Annotated in this window: 16 protein-coding genes; 5 read left to right on the top strand and 11 right to left on the bottom strand. The window is 63.5% G+C overall.

Features of this window, described 5'->3' with window-relative positions; all coding sequences use genetic code 11:
• Positions 1-7: 7 nt before the first annotated feature.
• Complete coding sequence (locus tag HNE_RS13580) at positions 8-2,041, bottom strand: PAN domain-containing protein (protein ID WP_011647721.1); 2,034 nt, start codon at positions 2,039-2,041, stop codon at positions 8-10.
• A 113-nt stretch (positions 2,042-2,154) separates the two neighbouring features.
• Complete coding sequence (locus tag HNE_RS13585) at positions 2,155-3,132, bottom strand: quinone oxidoreductase family protein (RefSeq protein ID WP_011647722.1); 978 nt, start codon at positions 3,130-3,132, stop codon at positions 2,155-2,157.
• Between the two features lie 127 nt (positions 3,133-3,259).
• Here HNE_RS13585 and HNE_RS13590 point away from each other — a divergent pair, with 127 nt between their 5' ends.
• Entirely contained in the window at positions 3,260-3,628 is a 369-nt protein-coding gene (locus tag HNE_RS13590) for a VOC family protein (RefSeq protein WP_011647723.1), read from the top strand.
• Between the two features lie 27 nt (positions 3,629-3,655).
• Here HNE_RS13590 and HNE_RS13595 read toward each other — a convergent pair whose 3' ends face one another.
• From HNE_RS13595 to HNE_RS13605, 3 genes are read right to left on the bottom strand one after another with little or no spacing between them, the layout of a single operon-like run.
• Positions 3,656-3,916 (bottom strand): hypothetical protein, encoded by a 261-nt coding sequence (locus HNE_RS13595; RefSeq protein ID WP_011647724.1) that lies wholly within the window; start codon positions 3,914-3,916, stop codon positions 3,656-3,658.
• Complete coding sequence (locus tag HNE_RS13600) at positions 3,916-4,704, bottom strand: enoyl-CoA hydratase/isomerase family protein (RefSeq protein ID WP_011647725.1); 789 nt, start codon at positions 4,702-4,704, stop codon at positions 3,916-3,918. Before HNE_RS13600 ends, HNE_RS13595 begins: the two co-directional genes overlap by 1 nt.
• Entirely contained in the window at positions 4,705-5,481 is a 777-nt protein-coding gene (locus HNE_RS13605; RefSeq protein WP_011647726.1) for a TerC family protein, read from the bottom strand.
• A 142-nt stretch (positions 5,482-5,623) separates the two neighbouring features.
• Between HNE_RS13605 and HNE_RS13610 the strand changes: the two genes are divergently transcribed.
• Together HNE_RS13610 and HNE_RS13615 are read left to right on the top strand one after the other, a co-directional pair.
• Positions 5,624-6,607 (top strand): alpha/beta fold hydrolase, encoded by a 984-nt coding sequence (locus tag HNE_RS13610; protein ID WP_011647727.1) that lies wholly within the window; start codon positions 5,624-5,626, stop codon positions 6,605-6,607.
• 114 nt (positions 6,608-6,721) lie between these two features.
• Positions 6,722-7,444, top strand: coding sequence for a DUF3108 domain-containing protein (locus HNE_RS13615; protein WP_011647728.1), 723 nt, complete (start codon positions 6,722-6,724; stop codon positions 7,442-7,444).
• Between the two features lie 91 nt (positions 7,445-7,535).
• Here the strand turns inward: HNE_RS13615 and HNE_RS13620 are convergent, their stop codons facing one another.
• Positions 7,536-7,928, bottom strand: a complete 393-nt coding sequence (locus HNE_RS13620) for a hypothetical protein (protein ID WP_041298978.1) — start codon at positions 7,926-7,928, stop codon at positions 7,536-7,538.
• Positions 7,929-8,324: 396 nt separating this feature from the next.
• Positions 8,325-9,098 (bottom strand): SDR family NAD(P)-dependent oxidoreductase, encoded by a 774-nt coding sequence (locus HNE_RS13625; protein ID WP_011647730.1) that lies wholly within the window; start codon positions 9,096-9,098, stop codon positions 8,325-8,327.
• A gap of 129 nt (positions 9,099-9,227) precedes the next feature.
• On the opposite strand from HNE_RS13625, the gene HNE_RS13630 reads away from it, so the two are divergent.
• The gene (locus HNE_RS13630; protein ID WP_011647731.1) at positions 9,228-9,851 is read left to right on the top strand and encodes a ribonuclease HII; all 624 of its coding nucleotides are present in this window, start codon (positions 9,228-9,230) and stop codon (positions 9,849-9,851) included.
• 46 nt (positions 9,852-9,897) lie between these two features.
• Positions 9,898-10,368, top strand: coding sequence for a GIY-YIG nuclease family protein (locus HNE_RS13635; protein WP_011647732.1), 471 nt, complete (start codon positions 9,898-9,900; stop codon positions 10,366-10,368).
• Between the two features lie 6 nt (positions 10,369-10,374).
• On the opposite strand, the gene queA is transcribed toward HNE_RS13635, so the two are convergent.
• The 4 genes from queA to gyrA are packed head-to-tail and all read right to left on the bottom strand — an operon-like array spanning position 10,375 to position 15,774.
• The gene (queA, locus tag HNE_RS13640) at positions 10,375-11,430 is read right to left on the bottom strand and encodes a tRNA preQ1(34) S-adenosylmethionine ribosyltransferase-isomerase QueA (protein WP_011647733.1); all 1,056 of its coding nucleotides are present in this window, start codon (positions 11,428-11,430) and stop codon (positions 10,375-10,377) included.
• A 32-nt stretch (positions 11,431-11,462) separates the two neighbouring features.
• Positions 11,463-12,446, bottom strand: a complete 984-nt coding sequence (locus tag HNE_RS13645) for a peptidylprolyl isomerase (protein ID WP_011647734.1) — start codon at positions 12,444-12,446, stop codon at positions 11,463-11,465.
• The gene (gene coaD / locus HNE_RS13650) at positions 12,443-12,940 is read right to left on the bottom strand and encodes a pantetheine-phosphate adenylyltransferase (protein ID WP_011647735.1); all 498 of its coding nucleotides are present in this window, start codon (positions 12,938-12,940) and stop codon (positions 12,443-12,445) included. The genes HNE_RS13645 and coaD overlap by 4 nt, the downstream gene beginning before the upstream one ends.
• 53 nt (positions 12,941-12,993) lie before the next feature.
• A complete protein-coding gene (gyrA, locus tag HNE_RS13655) occupies positions 12,994-15,774 on the bottom strand; it encodes a DNA gyrase subunit A (RefSeq protein ID WP_011647736.1) in 2,781 nt (926 codons plus the stop codon).
• Position 15,775 lies beyond the last annotated feature (1 nt).

Genomic DNA, 15,775 nt, shown 5'->3' on the forward strand with positions numbered 1-15,775 from the left:
TAGAAAATTATTGCGGCCTGGCACCGATGATCTCGGCCTGGGTTTGCGACATGGTCGTGGTGCCAGTGTAGATGCCGTTGGAATTGTAGGTGCGCACTTCCACCGTGTTCAGCGAAGATTGAAGCCCCGCCCGCCGCGCGGCGTCCACCCCGGCATTGTGGTCGGCCACATAGGCCGCCAGCGCCGCCGCATCCGCTGCTGCCTTGTTTATACGGTTGGTCTGATTCTGGCAGCGGGCGGTCGAGGTATCGACGATGCACAGACGGCGCAGCGCATAGTCGCTGGTGAGGCCATAATTGTCCGAGAACCAGATCAGCTTCTCGTCCTCGAAAGTGGCGGCGATATATTCCATCGAGGAGATGTCCTCCGGCGTGATAGCGCCGCTGAGATGGCGGCGGTAAAGATTGTCCCAGCTCCCCTGCAGGTCGCGGCGGCGGCGTTCGGCGTCTTGCGCCGCCATCTGCATACGGATGGCTTCGCCCTGCGCGATCGAGGCGTTCATCGAGTCGGTCAGGCCCATGGCTTCGGCATACTTGTTCAGCCAGTTGGCGTCGAGGTCGAGCAGTTTCTGCCCGCTCCGCCGCGTATTCACCAGCGTCTCATACCGCGCCCGTTCGACAGTGAAGCGGTATTGTTCCATCTCCACACTCGAGGCGGGCTCATGGGTGGCCAGCACGATGTCCGGCGGCGTTTTTGTATCGCCGAACGCATATTGGCTCAGCGCCTGCGCGTTGCTCTTGCCGTTGTAGGAGAGCGTGAAGCCGCAGTCATACTGATAGTGGCGGCCCTGGTTCGAGTTTGCACACTGGGTCAGCGCCATCGCCGCCTTGGGGTCGCCTCCGTGCAACTGCCAGTATTGCACCGCCCAGGGCATCGCCAAGGCGAGCGCGGTCGTTCTCTGTAGTGGCGTCGCCCCTGGGGTGCGCTCGCCGAAGCTCTGCGTGGCGCGTACCTTGTAGGGAAAATCCGCCGGCCAGTCCCGGTTATAGCCGAAGCCGGTTTCCAGAAGAATGTTGATCATCGCCTTCATCGCGGCCTTGTCGCCGGTGCGCGCGAGGGCGTCGAGCTTGCGGAAGTAGTCGAACGATCCGCCCTGGAGATAGGCCAGCTCCAGCCCGGCAATCTCGGCCTTTTCAGCCACCGTAAGCGCGCGCGGCGTGATCTTAGGCGCAAACTCGGCGACCACCTCCTCAAGCGATCTCCAGCGCAGCATCTCGTCGCCCGTCGGCGGCGCGACTTCCGCCAGCACCGGCGCTTCGCGCCAGGCCGAGACGGCGCGCTTGAACTTCACCTGCTCGCCAGCCCAGGCATAGCCATGGCAGCGCGCGGGATAGGACTTCTTTTCCGGATTGAACAAGGTCCAGGCCACGCATTGCCGGTTGCCCTCGCAGCTCGCCTTGCAGGCCTGCACATCCTCTGCCTTGAGGCTTCGGTCGATCACCACCGCGCCGGAGAAAGCCTTGCCCTTCACCTGCTTGCCGGGATCGGGAATGGGGGTCTGCTGCGTCTTCAACCCGGAATCGGTATAGATCAGCGGCTTGCGTTCGCCCACGGCGTCTTTGATCCAGCAATAGGACTGTTCATGATTCGGGGGTGAATAGAGGCTCCAGGCCTTGCAGGCGCCGTTCAGGTTGCAGGCCGCTTCGCAGGTCTTCCAGTCATCGCGGTCAACGCCGACGCTGGTGATGTCATTCTCCGAAAAGCCGTGGCCCTGGTCAGGTGCCCCGCCCGCTTTGACGAGAGGGGCTGTGCGCAGGCCACTGTCGATGGTGGCCCAGGGCTCAAACTTGCCTTCAGAATGCTTTAGATAGCAGACCGAATCCCGCTTGCCCTCATTCGACATGATCGACCAGACCCTGCAGGCACCGTTGCCATTACAGAGCTCCTGACAGGCTTTCCAGTCCCCGCGCGAGACCCGTTCGCTGCCATAGTCAAACCCGTGCACCACCTGGCCGGGATAGGGCGGCCCTTCGGCCAATGCCGGCGCCGCCAAGGACAGCAGCGCCAGAAGTGAAACCAGAACCACGCGAAGCAGCAACATGTCAGATCCCCCCAAGGCCGACCATCTGCCAGCGGCGCGCCATGAGGGATCAGCCCGGCAGTTTCGTCAACACCCCTGACCGGGGGGATATGAAGACCCGATCAGGAGTAAGGTCAGGGCGTCAGGATTGTTGCCCCGGTTGTCTTGCCGCTTTCGAGCGCCTTGTGGGCCTCGGCAACATCCTTCAGGGCAAAGCGCTGGCCGATGTCAGCCTTGAACACACCGGCTTTGAGCGCCTCGAACACGAGGCCTGCGCCCCGCGCCAGAGCGCCCGGTGGCTGCAGGAAGGTGAACACGCCGGGGCGGGTCATGATCAGGCTGCCGCCCTGCGCCAGACGTGCAGGCGGGATCGGATCGACCGGGCCGGAGGCATTGCCATAGGTGATGAACCAGCCGCGCGGCTTGAGGCTGCCAAGGGAGCCCTCAGCGGAAATCTTGCCGACGCTGTCGAACGCAATATCAACGCCCTTGCCGCCATTCAGGGCGCGCACCTTTTCCGCCACGCCGTCATAACCCACCACCACTTCTGCGGCGCCGAGCGCCTTGGCCTTGGCGGCTTTTTCCTCGCTCGAGGTGACGCCGATAACGCGCGCGCCCAGATGCGCCGCCCAGGGCGTCAGGATCGTGCCGACCCCGCCGACCGGCGCCCAGATGAGCACCGTGTCGCCCGCTTTCACCGGGCGGATTTCGAACAGCAGCATCCAGGCTGTCAGGCCTTTCAGCATCAGTGCGGCGCCTTCTTCGTCGCTGACGAAATCGGGCAGGCTCACCATCGAGGCGGCCGCGCCGGTGTAATGGGTGGCGTAGGTTCCGCCGGCCAGATAGGCTACGCGGTCGCCTGCTTTGAGATGCGTGACGCCCTCGCCGACCGCCTCAACAACGCCTGCGGCTTCGGAGCCGAGCGTCGCGGGCAGCTTCATCGGGTAAAGGCCCGAGCGGTGATAGGTGTCGATGAAATTGAGGCCCACCGCCGTCTGGCGCACCAGCGCTTCGCCCGCGCCGGGCGCACGCGGCGCTATCGCTTCGGCCGCCAGAACCTCTGGCCCGCCTGTTTTCTGTATACGGATGGCGTAGGCGTTTTGTTCGGTCATGGGGGTATCTCCTGTTTGCGCCGCAATGAAGCCGGTCTACCCGCTCGCGTCAATTTCTCGAAGGCTGCGCTGGACCAGGCTTTTTGTTCATGTTATGTTCAAGCCCTGCCGATTGAGGGAGGAAATCATGATTGGCTATGTAACCGTGGGTGTTCGGGATCTGGACCGTGCCGGCAAATTCTATGACGCGATCGCCGAAGAACTTGGCACGCCGCGCATGTTCACGACGGACACGTTTATCGCCTGGGGCACGCCCGATGGCGCGGCGGGCATTGGCGTGTGCTATCCCTATGACGGCAATCCGATGAGCGTCGGCAATGGCGGCATGGTCGCCCTTCAGGCGAAGGACAAGGCGCAGGTCGACCGGATCTACAATCTCGCCATCAGCCTCGGCGCCACGGATGAAGGCCCGCCCGGCCCCCGCGGCGACACATTCTATGCCGGCTATTTCCGCGACCCGGACGGCAACAAGCTCAATGCTTTCGTGATGGGGTGAAGCAGCTTCCACCGCTCCCGCCGGTTCTCAATTGTGAGATGCCGGTGGGGGCGGCAGGATCATGCCTTCATAGAGGTAAAGGTCGGGCCGCTCCGCATTACCGGGGCGGATTCGCGCAAGCCCGTATCGCGACAACGCAATGCGCCGGGGCGGCGCGAAGACCGTTCCGGGAATGGGATATATCGCTTCGGCAAACGGTTCTCCCTCGACCGATATGAGGCGGGCAACGGCAAACGTCACGCCGCCCGTCTCAACCGGCAGAGGGATCACCACCATGTCGTCCGTCATCAGGTGCCCGTAAACTTCGCCGGGCGTTTCTCGAGGAAGGAGGCAACCCCTTCCTTGTGATCGGCCGATTTGAAGCAGGCGGACAGCGCGGTGACATGGGCCTGCATGTGATCGGCAACGTCACGCTCAAGGCCCTTCCACACCAGCTCCTTCATCCGGCGGATGGAGAACGGCGAGGAGGTGAGATAGCGGCGCGCTTCGGCGCGGGCGGCGTCCAGCAGCGCTTCTGGCTCAGCCACGGCATTGGCATAGCCGATGGCGAGCGCTTCATCCGCCTCCAGGAAACCGCCGGAATACAAGAGCCGCAGCGCCCGGCTCGGCCCGATGATGCGCGGCAGCAGCCAGCTGCCCGCCCCGGTATCGGGCACCAGGCCGCGATGGGCAAAGTTCCAGGCAAAGCGCGTGCGCGGCGTGATGATGCGCACATCGCACTGGCTTGTGAATTCAGCGCCCATGCCGACGGCATAGCCATCAATCGCGCCGATCACCGGCTTCGGACAGGACACCAGCGGCCACCAGATGTCGTCCTGATGGGCTTCCCCGCGCACGCTGCGGGTTTCGCCGGGAATGGTGGAGAGATCGGAAAGGTCCGTGCCAGCGCAGAAGCTGCCGCCCGACCCGGTCACGATCAGCACACGGACGCTGTCATCCTTGCCCACTTCACGCACGGCGTCGATGAAGGTGTGCAGCATCAGATAGGTCATCGCCCCGCGCTTCTCCGGCCGGTCGATGGTGAGGATGGCGATGCCGTCTTCCTCTTTGGTCAGTTTGATATGGTGTGCTGTCATTCAATGTCCTCCCGGTTTTGCGGCGTTCCGGCTGGCCCGGATATTGAGCAGCTCTACCCCCAGCGAGAAGGCGATGGCGAAGTAGAGATAGCCGCGTGGAATGTGGAAGCCGAGCCCGTCGGCCACGAGCGCGACACCGACCAGCAGGATGAAGGCCAGCGCCAGCATCTTGGTGGTGGGATGCCGCCCGATGAATTCGGCGAGCGGATCAGCCGCGACCGCCATGACGAGGGTCGACAGGATGACGGCCGTCACCATGATCACCAGCACATCGGTCATGCCGATCGCGGTAATCACCGAGTCGAGCGAGAAGACGATGTTGATCACGAAAAGCTGGATGACCACGGCCTTGAAGGTGGATTTGGCGGCGGCCTCTTCATGCCCGGCGCCTTCCACGGAGGCGTGGATTTCCTGCGTGCCTTTCCAGAGGAGAAAGAGCCCGCCTGCCAGTAGGATTATATCCTTCATGGTGACCTCGCCGATATGTTCGGCGACCAGCGGATCGCCGCCCGCCAGCAGGATCGCAAGATCAGGCGGCACATGGAACAGGGCGTGGCTTTCGGCCTGGATGATCCAGAAGATCAGCCCCAGCATCAGGACGCGCAGAACCATCGCGCCCCAGATGCCGATGCGCCGGGCGCGCGCCTGCTCGGCGCCCTGCAGTTTGCCGGTGGCAATCGACACAAAGAGAAGGTTGTCGATACCGAGAACGATTTCCAGGAATGTCAGGGTTACCAGCGAGCCCCAGAAAACGGGCGTCATCATCAGTTCGATCATGTTCAGGGAACCTTGCCGATTGAATTCATGCGGGCAGATGACGCGCTGAATCCCTCTCTGGCAAGGGGTGACGCGAGGGTGATGCTTGCCAGACCCGCGCCCCTGACGCAGCTTTGCCGGCAAAGAACCAGGAGGGTAAGCGATGCCGGAATTCCGGATGATTGATGCGGGCGAAGCGAAGATCCGGGTGGCGTTGGAAGGCTCAGGCCCGCTGGCCCTGATGGTGCATGGCTTTCCCGAGAGCTGGTATTCCTGGCGCCACCAGATTGGCCCTATAGCGGCGGCGGGCTTCACCGCGGCGGCGATGGATGTGCGCGGCTATGGCGGCTCTTCCAAGTTCGATGGCGTGCCCGATTTCCGCATGGAAGCGCTGATCGGCGATATTTTGGGCGTCGGCGCAGCGCTTTCCCCGGACTCGCCCTTTGTGCTGATCGGGCATGATTGGGGCGCGCCGCAGGTGTGGAACACCTCGCTGATCCATCCCGATCGGATCGCCGCGGTGGCGGCGATGTCGGTGCCCTATTTCGGGGTGCCGCAGGTGTCGTTTGATCTGGTGATCAAGCAGGTGTGGGACGACAAGAACAAGTTCTTCTACCAGTCCTATTTCCGGGAGCCGGGCCGCGCAGAGGCCGCTTTCGAGGCCGAGCCGCGCCGGTTCCTGAAGGGCTTCTACCATTCGATTTCCGGCGAAGCGAAGACGGGCGATTTCCCTGTTGGCCAGCCATCGGACTTCCCGCTGCTCGAGGGCCTGAACCCGCCCGAGACGATCGGCGCCTGGATGAGCGAAGAGGACCTTGATTACTATACCAGCGAATTCACGGCGTCGGGCTTCTTCGGTCCGCTCTCGCGCTATCGCAACCATACGCGCGACTGGGAATTCCTGCTGCCCTACAAGGACCGGAAGATCGAGCAGCCGGCCTGTTTCATTGCCGGCGACAAGGACCCGGCCTATTCCGGCTTTGGCATGATCGAGGACCCGATTGGCCGCATGCGGAGCGTTGTGCCCAATCTGGAAACGGCGCTTGTGCTGCCCGGCTGTGGCCACTGGACCCAGCAGGAACGCCCGGCGGAAGTGAACGCGGCGCTGATCCCCTGGCTGACATCGCTGAAAGGCCGCGCTCTCTAGAGACGGGCTTGCACAAGTTCAAAAGATATACCAAAGTCTGCAAAGGATATATCAAAGCCCCTGGCCTGCTTGCGTAAGCCGGGGGGCTCAACTTGCTGCAGAAAGGCTCCTCCCATGGCATCTGGTCCCAAGCACCGCGAAATTTCCGGCATCATCAGCTACCAGATCGACGGCCATCCGGATTTTCCTGACCGCACCTGGGGCATCGAGCGCTTTCACATGACCCATCATGGCGACGGGCACCGCGTGATGCGCGCCTATTGCGAGTTGCATGATGTGGCGCTCACACGCGATGTTGTTGCCACCGTGGACGCTGACTTCCATCCCCACGACACCTTCGTGCGCCTGACCAAGGACAACAAATTCTATGGCAGCACCTGGTATCGCTGGACCGACACCGAGGCCGAATATCAGGGCTTCAATGTCGAGCGCGGCCGCATCAGCGAAACGGTCGAGATCGACCGCAATATCCGCGGGTTTGGCACGCACAATCTGACGGGCGATGCCTGGCTGGCCGCCCGCGTTGACCTTACCAAAGGCGAAGGCATCCAGACCTTCAAGAACAACCTCCTGAGCTCGATCGACCATCGCGGGGCGACCGGGCCGGACTTTCAACGCACCACGACCAGCAGCCTGCAATATTCGGGCGTCGAGACCGTGACCGTTCCGGCGGGCACGTTCGAATGCTATAAATTCGCCTTCGTGATGACGAGCAATGACCACCCGCCCTATGAATTCTGGGTGACGACGGACGGCGATTTCCTGTTCGTCAAAGGCACCGTGGCCGAGCCCTATAACTGGACGTTCGAGCTGGAAGAGCTGAACATCATCCGCTGAGGGCTAGTTTTCCAGCAGCTTTGCCCGGCGCAGCCCTTGGGCTGTCCGGCGAAAGCTCTGATCCCCGGTGATCCGGGGGCGGAAAATTGCTTTAAGACGTATCGGGGTGGGCCCTTCCCTTTTGTGAGGGGGCCTGCCCCGATTGCGTTTCGGGCAGGGCGAGGGAGAGCGCCGGAGCGGGCGCGCCGGATGTTTCTTCTTCCGCGCAGGTGGCAGCGAGCAAGTCGCGCGTCAGGCCGGCGGAATAGTCTTGGCCGAAAATTTCGTAAGAGACAGGCGCAGCCTGGCTGCTGGCAAAGTCCGCAGGCAGATGGCGCAGGCGCACGCGGCCGAATTTCGAAATGGTGATCCAGTACGGCACGCCGCGCCCGTAATGCGCGCGCACCCAGTCGCGCAGGGCAATCAGCTGCACGAAGATCAGCGGCCAGAGGAGGCGCTGAAGGAGGCTGAGGCCGGGGAGCGGCGTGGCGAAGGCGTAGTCCATCGCGTGAGGATAGCGGGAGCGCTGAGGGGGGCGGATTGGGTGGGGGGATTTGGGGCGTGTTGTGGTGGAGGTGTGGGGTTTCGGGGGGTGGATAGGGCGAGGTTTGTGCGCGGGTTTTCCGGATGTGATGGCGCGTTTCGCGGAGAGGTGCCCCACCCCGTCATTCGGGCAATCGCAATGCGATTGCTGATCCTCATGACCCCCATAGTCATGGGGAGGGGACAGGTTGTGCGGTTTGAGAGCTGTCATTTCCCAGCAGAGCGACAGCCCCCTCCCCATGACTATGGGCAGGGTTGGGGTGGGGCACGCTGAGGGGCGCGCGCCGTTGGAGTTTTTTTCCGGAAAACTCCAGAAAAACTCCAACGGAGCTCCAACCGTATGAGAGGTTTTACGCGCTCAGCGCGTCTGGCCGCCGTCTACGGCGATGACTTCGCCATTGATGAAACTGGCCCGTTCGGAGAGGAGGAAGGCGGCGGTGTCGCCGATTTCGCGCGGCGTGCCGAAGCGTTTCATGGGGACTTCGCGGCGTATCCAGCGGGCCCAGGCGTCGCCGCGCGGGCCGTTGGCGTTTTTCTCCCAGGTGCTGCCTTCGAAGATGATGTTGCCGGGCGCGATAGTGTTTACACGGACGTTCGTGTCGGCCGTGAAACGGGCAATCGAGGTGGAGAGGTGATTTACTGCCGCCTTGGTGGCGCCGTAGATCAGCGGCGTGCCCAGCGCGGCGAGGCCGGCGATGGAGGAGATGAAGAGGAAACTGCCCCCGCCCGCTTTCGAGATGCGCGGGATGGCGCCGCGCGCGAGGCGGAAGGCGGAGTTGAGGTTCTGATCGAGGCCGGCCTGCCAGTCATCATCGGACACATCGACGCCCAGCGGCGAGGGCGAAAGGCCGACATTGGCGACGGCGGCGTTGATCTGGCCGAAATCTGCGTCGCAGGCGGTGAGCGCAGCTTCGATACCGGCGGTCTGGGTCAGGTCGCCGGCGAAGGACCAGACTTTGTCACTGCCAAATTCGGCAGCGAAATCGGCGCGGGTGGCCTCCAGCGCTTCAGCGCCGCGCGCGGTGAGGGCAACCTTGGCACCCTCTTCCAGCAGGCTGCGGGCGATGCCGTGGCCGATGCCCCGGCTGGCGCCGGCGATGAACACGATTTTGTCTGTGAGGCCGAGATCCATGATGTTTTTCCTTCCCTATGTGGCGCGCATGCTGACCGAGGCGGGGGAAGATGACCAGCCCTTCCTCCGCGCGAGGCCAATGCAGCCCCGATATTGGCAGGCAGTGCCGACTCCTGTTGGGATAATGGGATGAGCGCGTTTCCCCTCATCATCGGCGTGGACGAAGCCGGGCGTGGCCCTTGGGCGGGGCCGGTGACGGCGGCGGCGGTGATCCTGGACCCGGCCCAGCCTATCGAGGGGCTGACTGATTCCAAGAAGCTTTCGGAGAAGGCGCGCGACCGGCTGGCACCGCTGATCCGGGAGCGGGCGCTGGCCTGGTGCGTGGCCGAGGCGAGCGTGGAGGAGATCGACACGCTGAACATCCGGCAGGCGACATTCCTGGCCATGCGGCGGGCAATTCTGGGACAATCCCGGACAGATCAGGACAGATCGGGACAGTTTGAGACAGTTTCGGCCACCGCGGGCCTGATCCTGATTGATGGTAATGCCCTGCCCGGCGACCTGCCCGCGCCCGCCCGCGCGATCATCAAGGGCGACCTCACCGAGCCCGCGATCTCAGCTGCCTCGATCCTGGCCAAGACGCACCGGGACGCGCAGATGGCCTCGCTCTGTAATTTGTACCCTGGCTATGGATTCTCGGGACATAAGGGCTATGGCACAGCGGCGCATGCGGCGGCGCTTACCCGGCTTGGGCCCTGCCCGGTTCACCGGCAGAGCTTTGCGCCGGTTCGCGCGCTTTTAAGACCTTGTTAACCGGGACACCCGAATTTCGCCGCGGGATATTACGGGACGCGGCAGTATGTTTCTTCTGAACTGGTTTCTGTTTGGCTGGCACACCTGGTATGGCGAAAGCGGCCAGGCCTACCGGTTCAAGATCACCCTGACGCGCAAGGGGATCACCGAGGGCAGCGGCGTTTACATCTTCGTGCGCCGGCGCTTCGCGTTCTTTCTGTTCCCGCTTTACATCGGCAAGGCGACGAACCTGAAATCGCGCCTCTACGGCCATGAGCGCTGGTGGGAGGCCTGGTGGAACCGGGGGGCGACGGAGCGGCATGTGCTGATCGTGCGCGGCGGGAGCGACCGGGCGCGCGTGGAAGAAGACCTGATCCGGCGCTATCAGCCCAAGATGAACAACATTCTGGTCCCGCGCGGAGAGCATGACGCGCCCCGCCATGCGCACCTGCGCAAAGCCTGGCGCTGGCGCCGGTGGTGGGCGGAGTTTTTCGCCGGCTTCTTCAGCTTCGGGCGGCAGCGGCGGAATGCGCGCTGAGGCGCGTTAAGGCAGCAGCAGGCAGGCGTCGCCGTAGGAATAGAACCGGTATTTTTCTTCGATGGCATGGGCGTAGGCCGCGCGCATGAGGCTCGTGCCCATCAGGGCGCTGACGAGCATGAAGAGGCTGGAACCCGGCAGGTGAAAATTCGTCATCAGCGCGTCGGTGGCGCGGACGGGATCGCCGGGCTTGAGGAAGATGTCGGTGGGGCCGGTGGCCGCGTGGATCTGGCCGTCTTCGCCCGCGCAGCTTTCCAGCGTGCGCATGGCTGTGGTGCCGACCGGGACAAGACGGGCGCCCGCAGCACGGGCGGCGTTGAGGCGGTCTGCCACCTCCGGCGTGATGCGGCGCCATTCCTCATGCAGACGGTTTTCGCTGAGGTGTCGGTCTTCCAGCGGTTTGAATGTTCCCAGGCCCACATGCAGGCGGACGGTTTCGCGCTTGAGGCCGGCAGCCTCGACCTCCGCCAGCAGGCGGGGGGTGAAGTGGAGGCCGGCGGTGGGGGCGGCGACGCTGGCGGCGTCTTCGCCGGCAAAACGGGTCTGGTAGGTTTCCCGGTCCTCGGCATCGGCCGGGCGGCGGCGGGCGATATAGGGCGGCAGCGGCATGGCCCCGTGGGCGTCGAGCGCGGCGATCATCGCTTCGCCCTCGCAGTTGAAGTCCAGCAGGATTTCCCCGCCTTCGCGGCGCGACGCTATCCTGGCTGAAAAGCCTTCGGCGAAGAAAATCTCGTCGCCATCCTTCAGGCGGCGGCCGGGCCGGGCGAGCGCGAGCCAGAGACAATCGCCCTGACGCTCGACCAGGTTTACATCGACCTCGACATCGCGGCTGGCCCCGTCGCGCGCCGGGCGCACGCCCTTGAGCGCGGCGGGCAGCACGCGCGTATCGTTGAAGACGAGGACGTCGCCGGTGTTGAGATATTTCGGCAGATCCCGGACGGTGGCGTCAATCAGGCGCCCGTCGCCATGCACCACGAGCAGGCGCGCGGCATCCTGCGGCTGGGCGGGCCGCAGGGCGATGAGATCTTCAGGCAGATCAAACTGGAATACCGAGAGGTCCATGTACGGTCACCGGATCAGGCCGGCGATGCCCCCTATTCCCCGGTGGTTTCAGAGTTGGATTCGGGGGCGGATTCTGGAGCAGCGTCATCAGCGGCTTCGTCGTCAGCTTCGGGGGCTTCTGCGCCTGTGCCAGCTGGATCGATGATGATGGCCGGCACCGGCGCCAGATCGCAGATATTGGGCTCGCCCTTGGCTTCCAGCGCGGTCTTAAAGGCCTCGCTGTCGGTGCGCAGGACATAGGCGCGCGGACGTTCCGCCTCCGGAAGGTCTGCGGCGATTTTCGCCGAGGTGAGGATGTCGGGATTGGTGACCGAGCCGTTATTCTGGGGCGAGCCGGACTTCAGCGAGAGCACGACATCCTGGCCTCCGATGACGCGGCCCCAGGACGTATAAAGACGGTCGAGATGGGCCGAGTAGCCGCGCATCAGGAAGAACTGGCCATTGGCCGAGTCCGGATCGCTGGTGCGCGCGGTGGAGACGACGCTGGCGCAATGGGGGATATGGCTTTCGACCAGGCCATCGACCGACATTTCAGCGAAGAAGGATGGCTGGGTCTGGATCGGGAAGCCGTTGAAATAGCCATGCTTGGCGCTGTCTTCCGGGCCGATGGTGGCCTGCAGCGGCATCTTGGTGACATCGCGGCGGAAGGTGAATTCGCCCTTCACGTCCGGCTCTGCCGACGGGCGGCCCTTGAGGGCCTGAATGTCGCCGCCCTGGGCCATGAAATCGTCGATGACACGGTGAAAGCTGGTGCCGTCATAATCGCCCGACCGCGTGACAGAGGTGAAATGGGCAAAATGGTTGGGCGCCACATCCGGGAACGCCTCGATCAGGACGCGGCCTTTATTAGTCTGGAAGATGAACAGGCGCTCGGGATCAACCGGGCGCCAGGTTCCGGGGCTTGCAGCGACATCTTCAGGCGTCTCGAACGACCAGCCGCCATCGGTGGTATCGGCGCAGGCCGGCAGGAGACATCCCGCCAGAGCCACGACCGCTGCAAAGCCACGAATTTTCATTGTTTATACTTCTCCAGCAGAGCCTTTTTCACCGACGGTGTTACGAACGGCGTGATGTCGCCGCCGAGGCTCGCGATCTCCTTGACCAGACGCGAAGCCACCGCCTGATGGCGAACATCGGCCATAAGGAAGATGGTTTCAATGTCGGGATTCAGTTGCTCGTTCATAGCGGTCATCTGGAACTCGTATTCGAAGTCCTGAACCGCGCGCAGGCCGCGCACGATGATGTTGGCATTGCACTTCTCTGCAAAATGCATCAGCAGGCCGCGCATGGGCAGGATCTTGATCTCAGCCAGCCCTGTGCCCTTCAGATTGGCACATTCATGCTCGACCATGGCCACCCGCTCATCCAGGCTGAACAGCGGCTTTTTGGCCTCGTTTATGGCCACGCCAATGATCAGCGTGTCGACGAGCTTTGCCGCCCGGCTGAAAATGTCGATATGACCTGCGGTCGGCGGATCGAAAGTGCCAGGGTAAAGGCCAATACGATGCACGGGGGCGCCTCCTCTCAAAACTTACGCCGAGAGCCTGTTGCCGCGCCGCAGCATCAACCCTCCGCCTTATCCATACCGCCTTCGCCGTCATCGACAAGCCGCGCCGCAGAGACAACCCGTTCGCCGTCTCCCGTCCGCAGGACCCAGACGCCGCCCGTGGAGCGGCCGGCAATGCGGATCTGGTCGACCGGGGTGCGGATCAGCTGGCCGCCATCGGTGACCAGCATGACCTCGTCGCCATCGCCCACCGGGAAGGACTGGGCGACCTTCTTGACCGGCCCGCCTTTCTTGTCGCGGCCCCAGATATTCTGGGCAACAAGGCCCTTTCCGCCGCGTCCGGTGACCCGGTAGTCATAGGCGGAGGAGCGTTTGCCCATGCCGTCATCGGCGACGGTGAAGATGAACTCCTCAGCGGCGCCCAACTCGGCAATCCGCTCGGCCGACAGGGCGGCCTCGGCGACGACTTCGTCCTCGTCGTCAGAGATTTCCTCTTCCTCGCCGGTGACCGCGCGGCGCATGGCCGCAGCGTGTTTCAGGTAAGCCCGCGCCTCTTCGGAGGTGACCCCCATATGGCGCAGGATGCCCATCGAGATGACGGTATCCTCCGCGCCGAGGCGGATGCCCCGCACGCCGGTGGAATCGCGGCCCGCAAAGACGCGCACATCGGTGACGGCAAAGCGGATGGCCTGGCCGAGCGCGGTGGTGAGCAGGACATCGTCCTTCTCTGAACAGAGCTGGACCGAGACGATGCCATCGCCTTCGTCCAGCTTCATCGCGATCTTGCCGGCGCGGTTGACGCGCGTGAAATCTGCCAGCCGGTTGCGGCGGACATTGCCCGAGCGCGTGGCGAACATGACATCGAGATGCTCGGCCGCCTCTTCGCTGTCTGGCAGCGGCATGACGCTTTCGATGCGCTCGTCGGCGGCCAGCGGGAAGATGTTGACCAGTGCCTTGCCGCGCGAGGTTGGCCCGCCGATGGGCAGGCGCCACACCTTCTCCTTGTAGACCATGCCGGCCGAGGAGAAGAACAGGATTTCTGTATGCGTCGTCGCCGAGAAGACGCGGACAATGAAATCCTCGTCCTTCATCGACATGCCCGAGCGGCCCTTGCCGCCCCTGTTCTGTGTACGGTAGGTCGACAGCGGGGTGCGCTTCACATAGCCGCCATGGGTGACGGTGACGACCATATCCTCGACCTCGATGAGGTCCTCGTCTTCCATGTCGACGCCGCCATCGACGAATTGCGAGCGGCGGGGCACGGCAAACTTTTCCTTCACCTCGGCAAGCTCGGCCTTGATGATGCCGAGGATGCGCGGACGTGAACGGAGGATTTCGAGATATTCGGCGATCTTGTCGGCCAAGCCTTTGGCTTCATTGCCGATTTCATCGCGGCCAAGACCGGTGAGCCGGTGGAGCGGCAGATTGAGGATCGAGCGGGCCTGCTCGTCGGAGAGGTAGATGGTGCCCTCCTCCGAGCCACGGCGCGTGCGCCGGTCTGCGATCAGATCGATCAGCGGGCCCATGTCCTGTTGCGGCCAGGCCTTGTCGAGCAGGCGCTGGCGGGCGGTGGCCGGATCGGGCGATGTGCGGATGAGGCGGATGACCTCATCGATGTTGGCAACGGCGAGGGCAAGGCCGACGAGGACGTGGGCGCGGTCGCGCGCCTTGCCGAGATCGTGCTTGGTGCGCCGGACGATCACTTCCTCGCGGAAGGTGATGAAGTATTCGAGAACCTTGCGCAGGTTCATCAGCTCCGGCCGGCCACCATTGAGGGCGAGCATGTTGACCGCGAACGAGCTTTGCAGCTGGCTGAAACGGTAGAGCTGGTTGAGCACGACATCCGCGCTGGCGTCGCGCTTGAGTTCGATGACGACGCGGATGCCGTTCCGGTCGGACTCGTCGCGCAGATCGGAGATGCCTTCGATCTTCTTTTCACGGACAAGTTCGGCGATCTTGGTGATCATTGCCGCCTTGTTGACCTGATAAGGGATCTCCGAAACGATGATCGCCTCACGGCCATTCTTGGCTTCCTCGATCTCCGTTTTCGAGCGCATGATGACGCTGCCCCGGCCGGTCATCAGCGCCTTGCGGCTGCCGGACTGGCCCATGATCAGCGCGCCGGTTGGAAAGTCCGGCCCCGGAACGATTTCACACAGCGCTTCATCGGTGATCGCCGGGTCTTCGATCATGGCCAGGGTGGCATCAATGATCTCGCCCAGATTGTGCGGCGGAATGTTGGTGGCCATGCCGACCGCGATGCCGCCGCCGCCATTGACCAGAAGATTCGGGAACTGGGCCGGCAGGACGACGGGCTCTTTTTCCTTGCCGTCATAGTTGTCCTGGAAGTCCACCGTGTCCTTGTCGAGATCGGCAAGGAGGTGGGTGGTGACCTTGGTCATCCGGCTTTCGGTGTAGCGCATGGCGGCCGGGGGATCGTTGTCGATCGAGCCGAAATTGCCCTGGCCATCGACCAGCGGCACGCCCATCGAGAAGGGCTGGGCCATGCGCACGAGAGCGTCATAAACCGCCGAGTCGCCGTGAGGGTGGTACTTACCGATCACGTCGCCGACGATACGGGCCGATTTGGAATAGGGCTTGTCGGGCGTGTTGCCGCCTTCGTTCATCGCAAACAGGATGCGGCGGTGAACGGGCTTCAGGCCATCGCGCACATCGGGCAGCGCGCGGCTGACGATGACGCTCATCGCATAGTCGAGATAGGAGGATTTCAGCTCCGACTCGATCGAGATGCCTTCGATGCCGTCCTGCGGCGGCGGTTTTCCCGCGCCATTTTCCGGGGTTTCCGGCTCGTCCGGAGGGGTGGTCGGATCGCTCATG

Origin of the sequence: Hyphomonas neptunium ATCC 15444, assembly GCF_000013025.1 — a bacterium.
Lineage (GTDB): Bacteria > Pseudomonadota > Alphaproteobacteria > Caulobacterales > Hyphomonadaceae > Hyphomonas > Hyphomonas neptunia.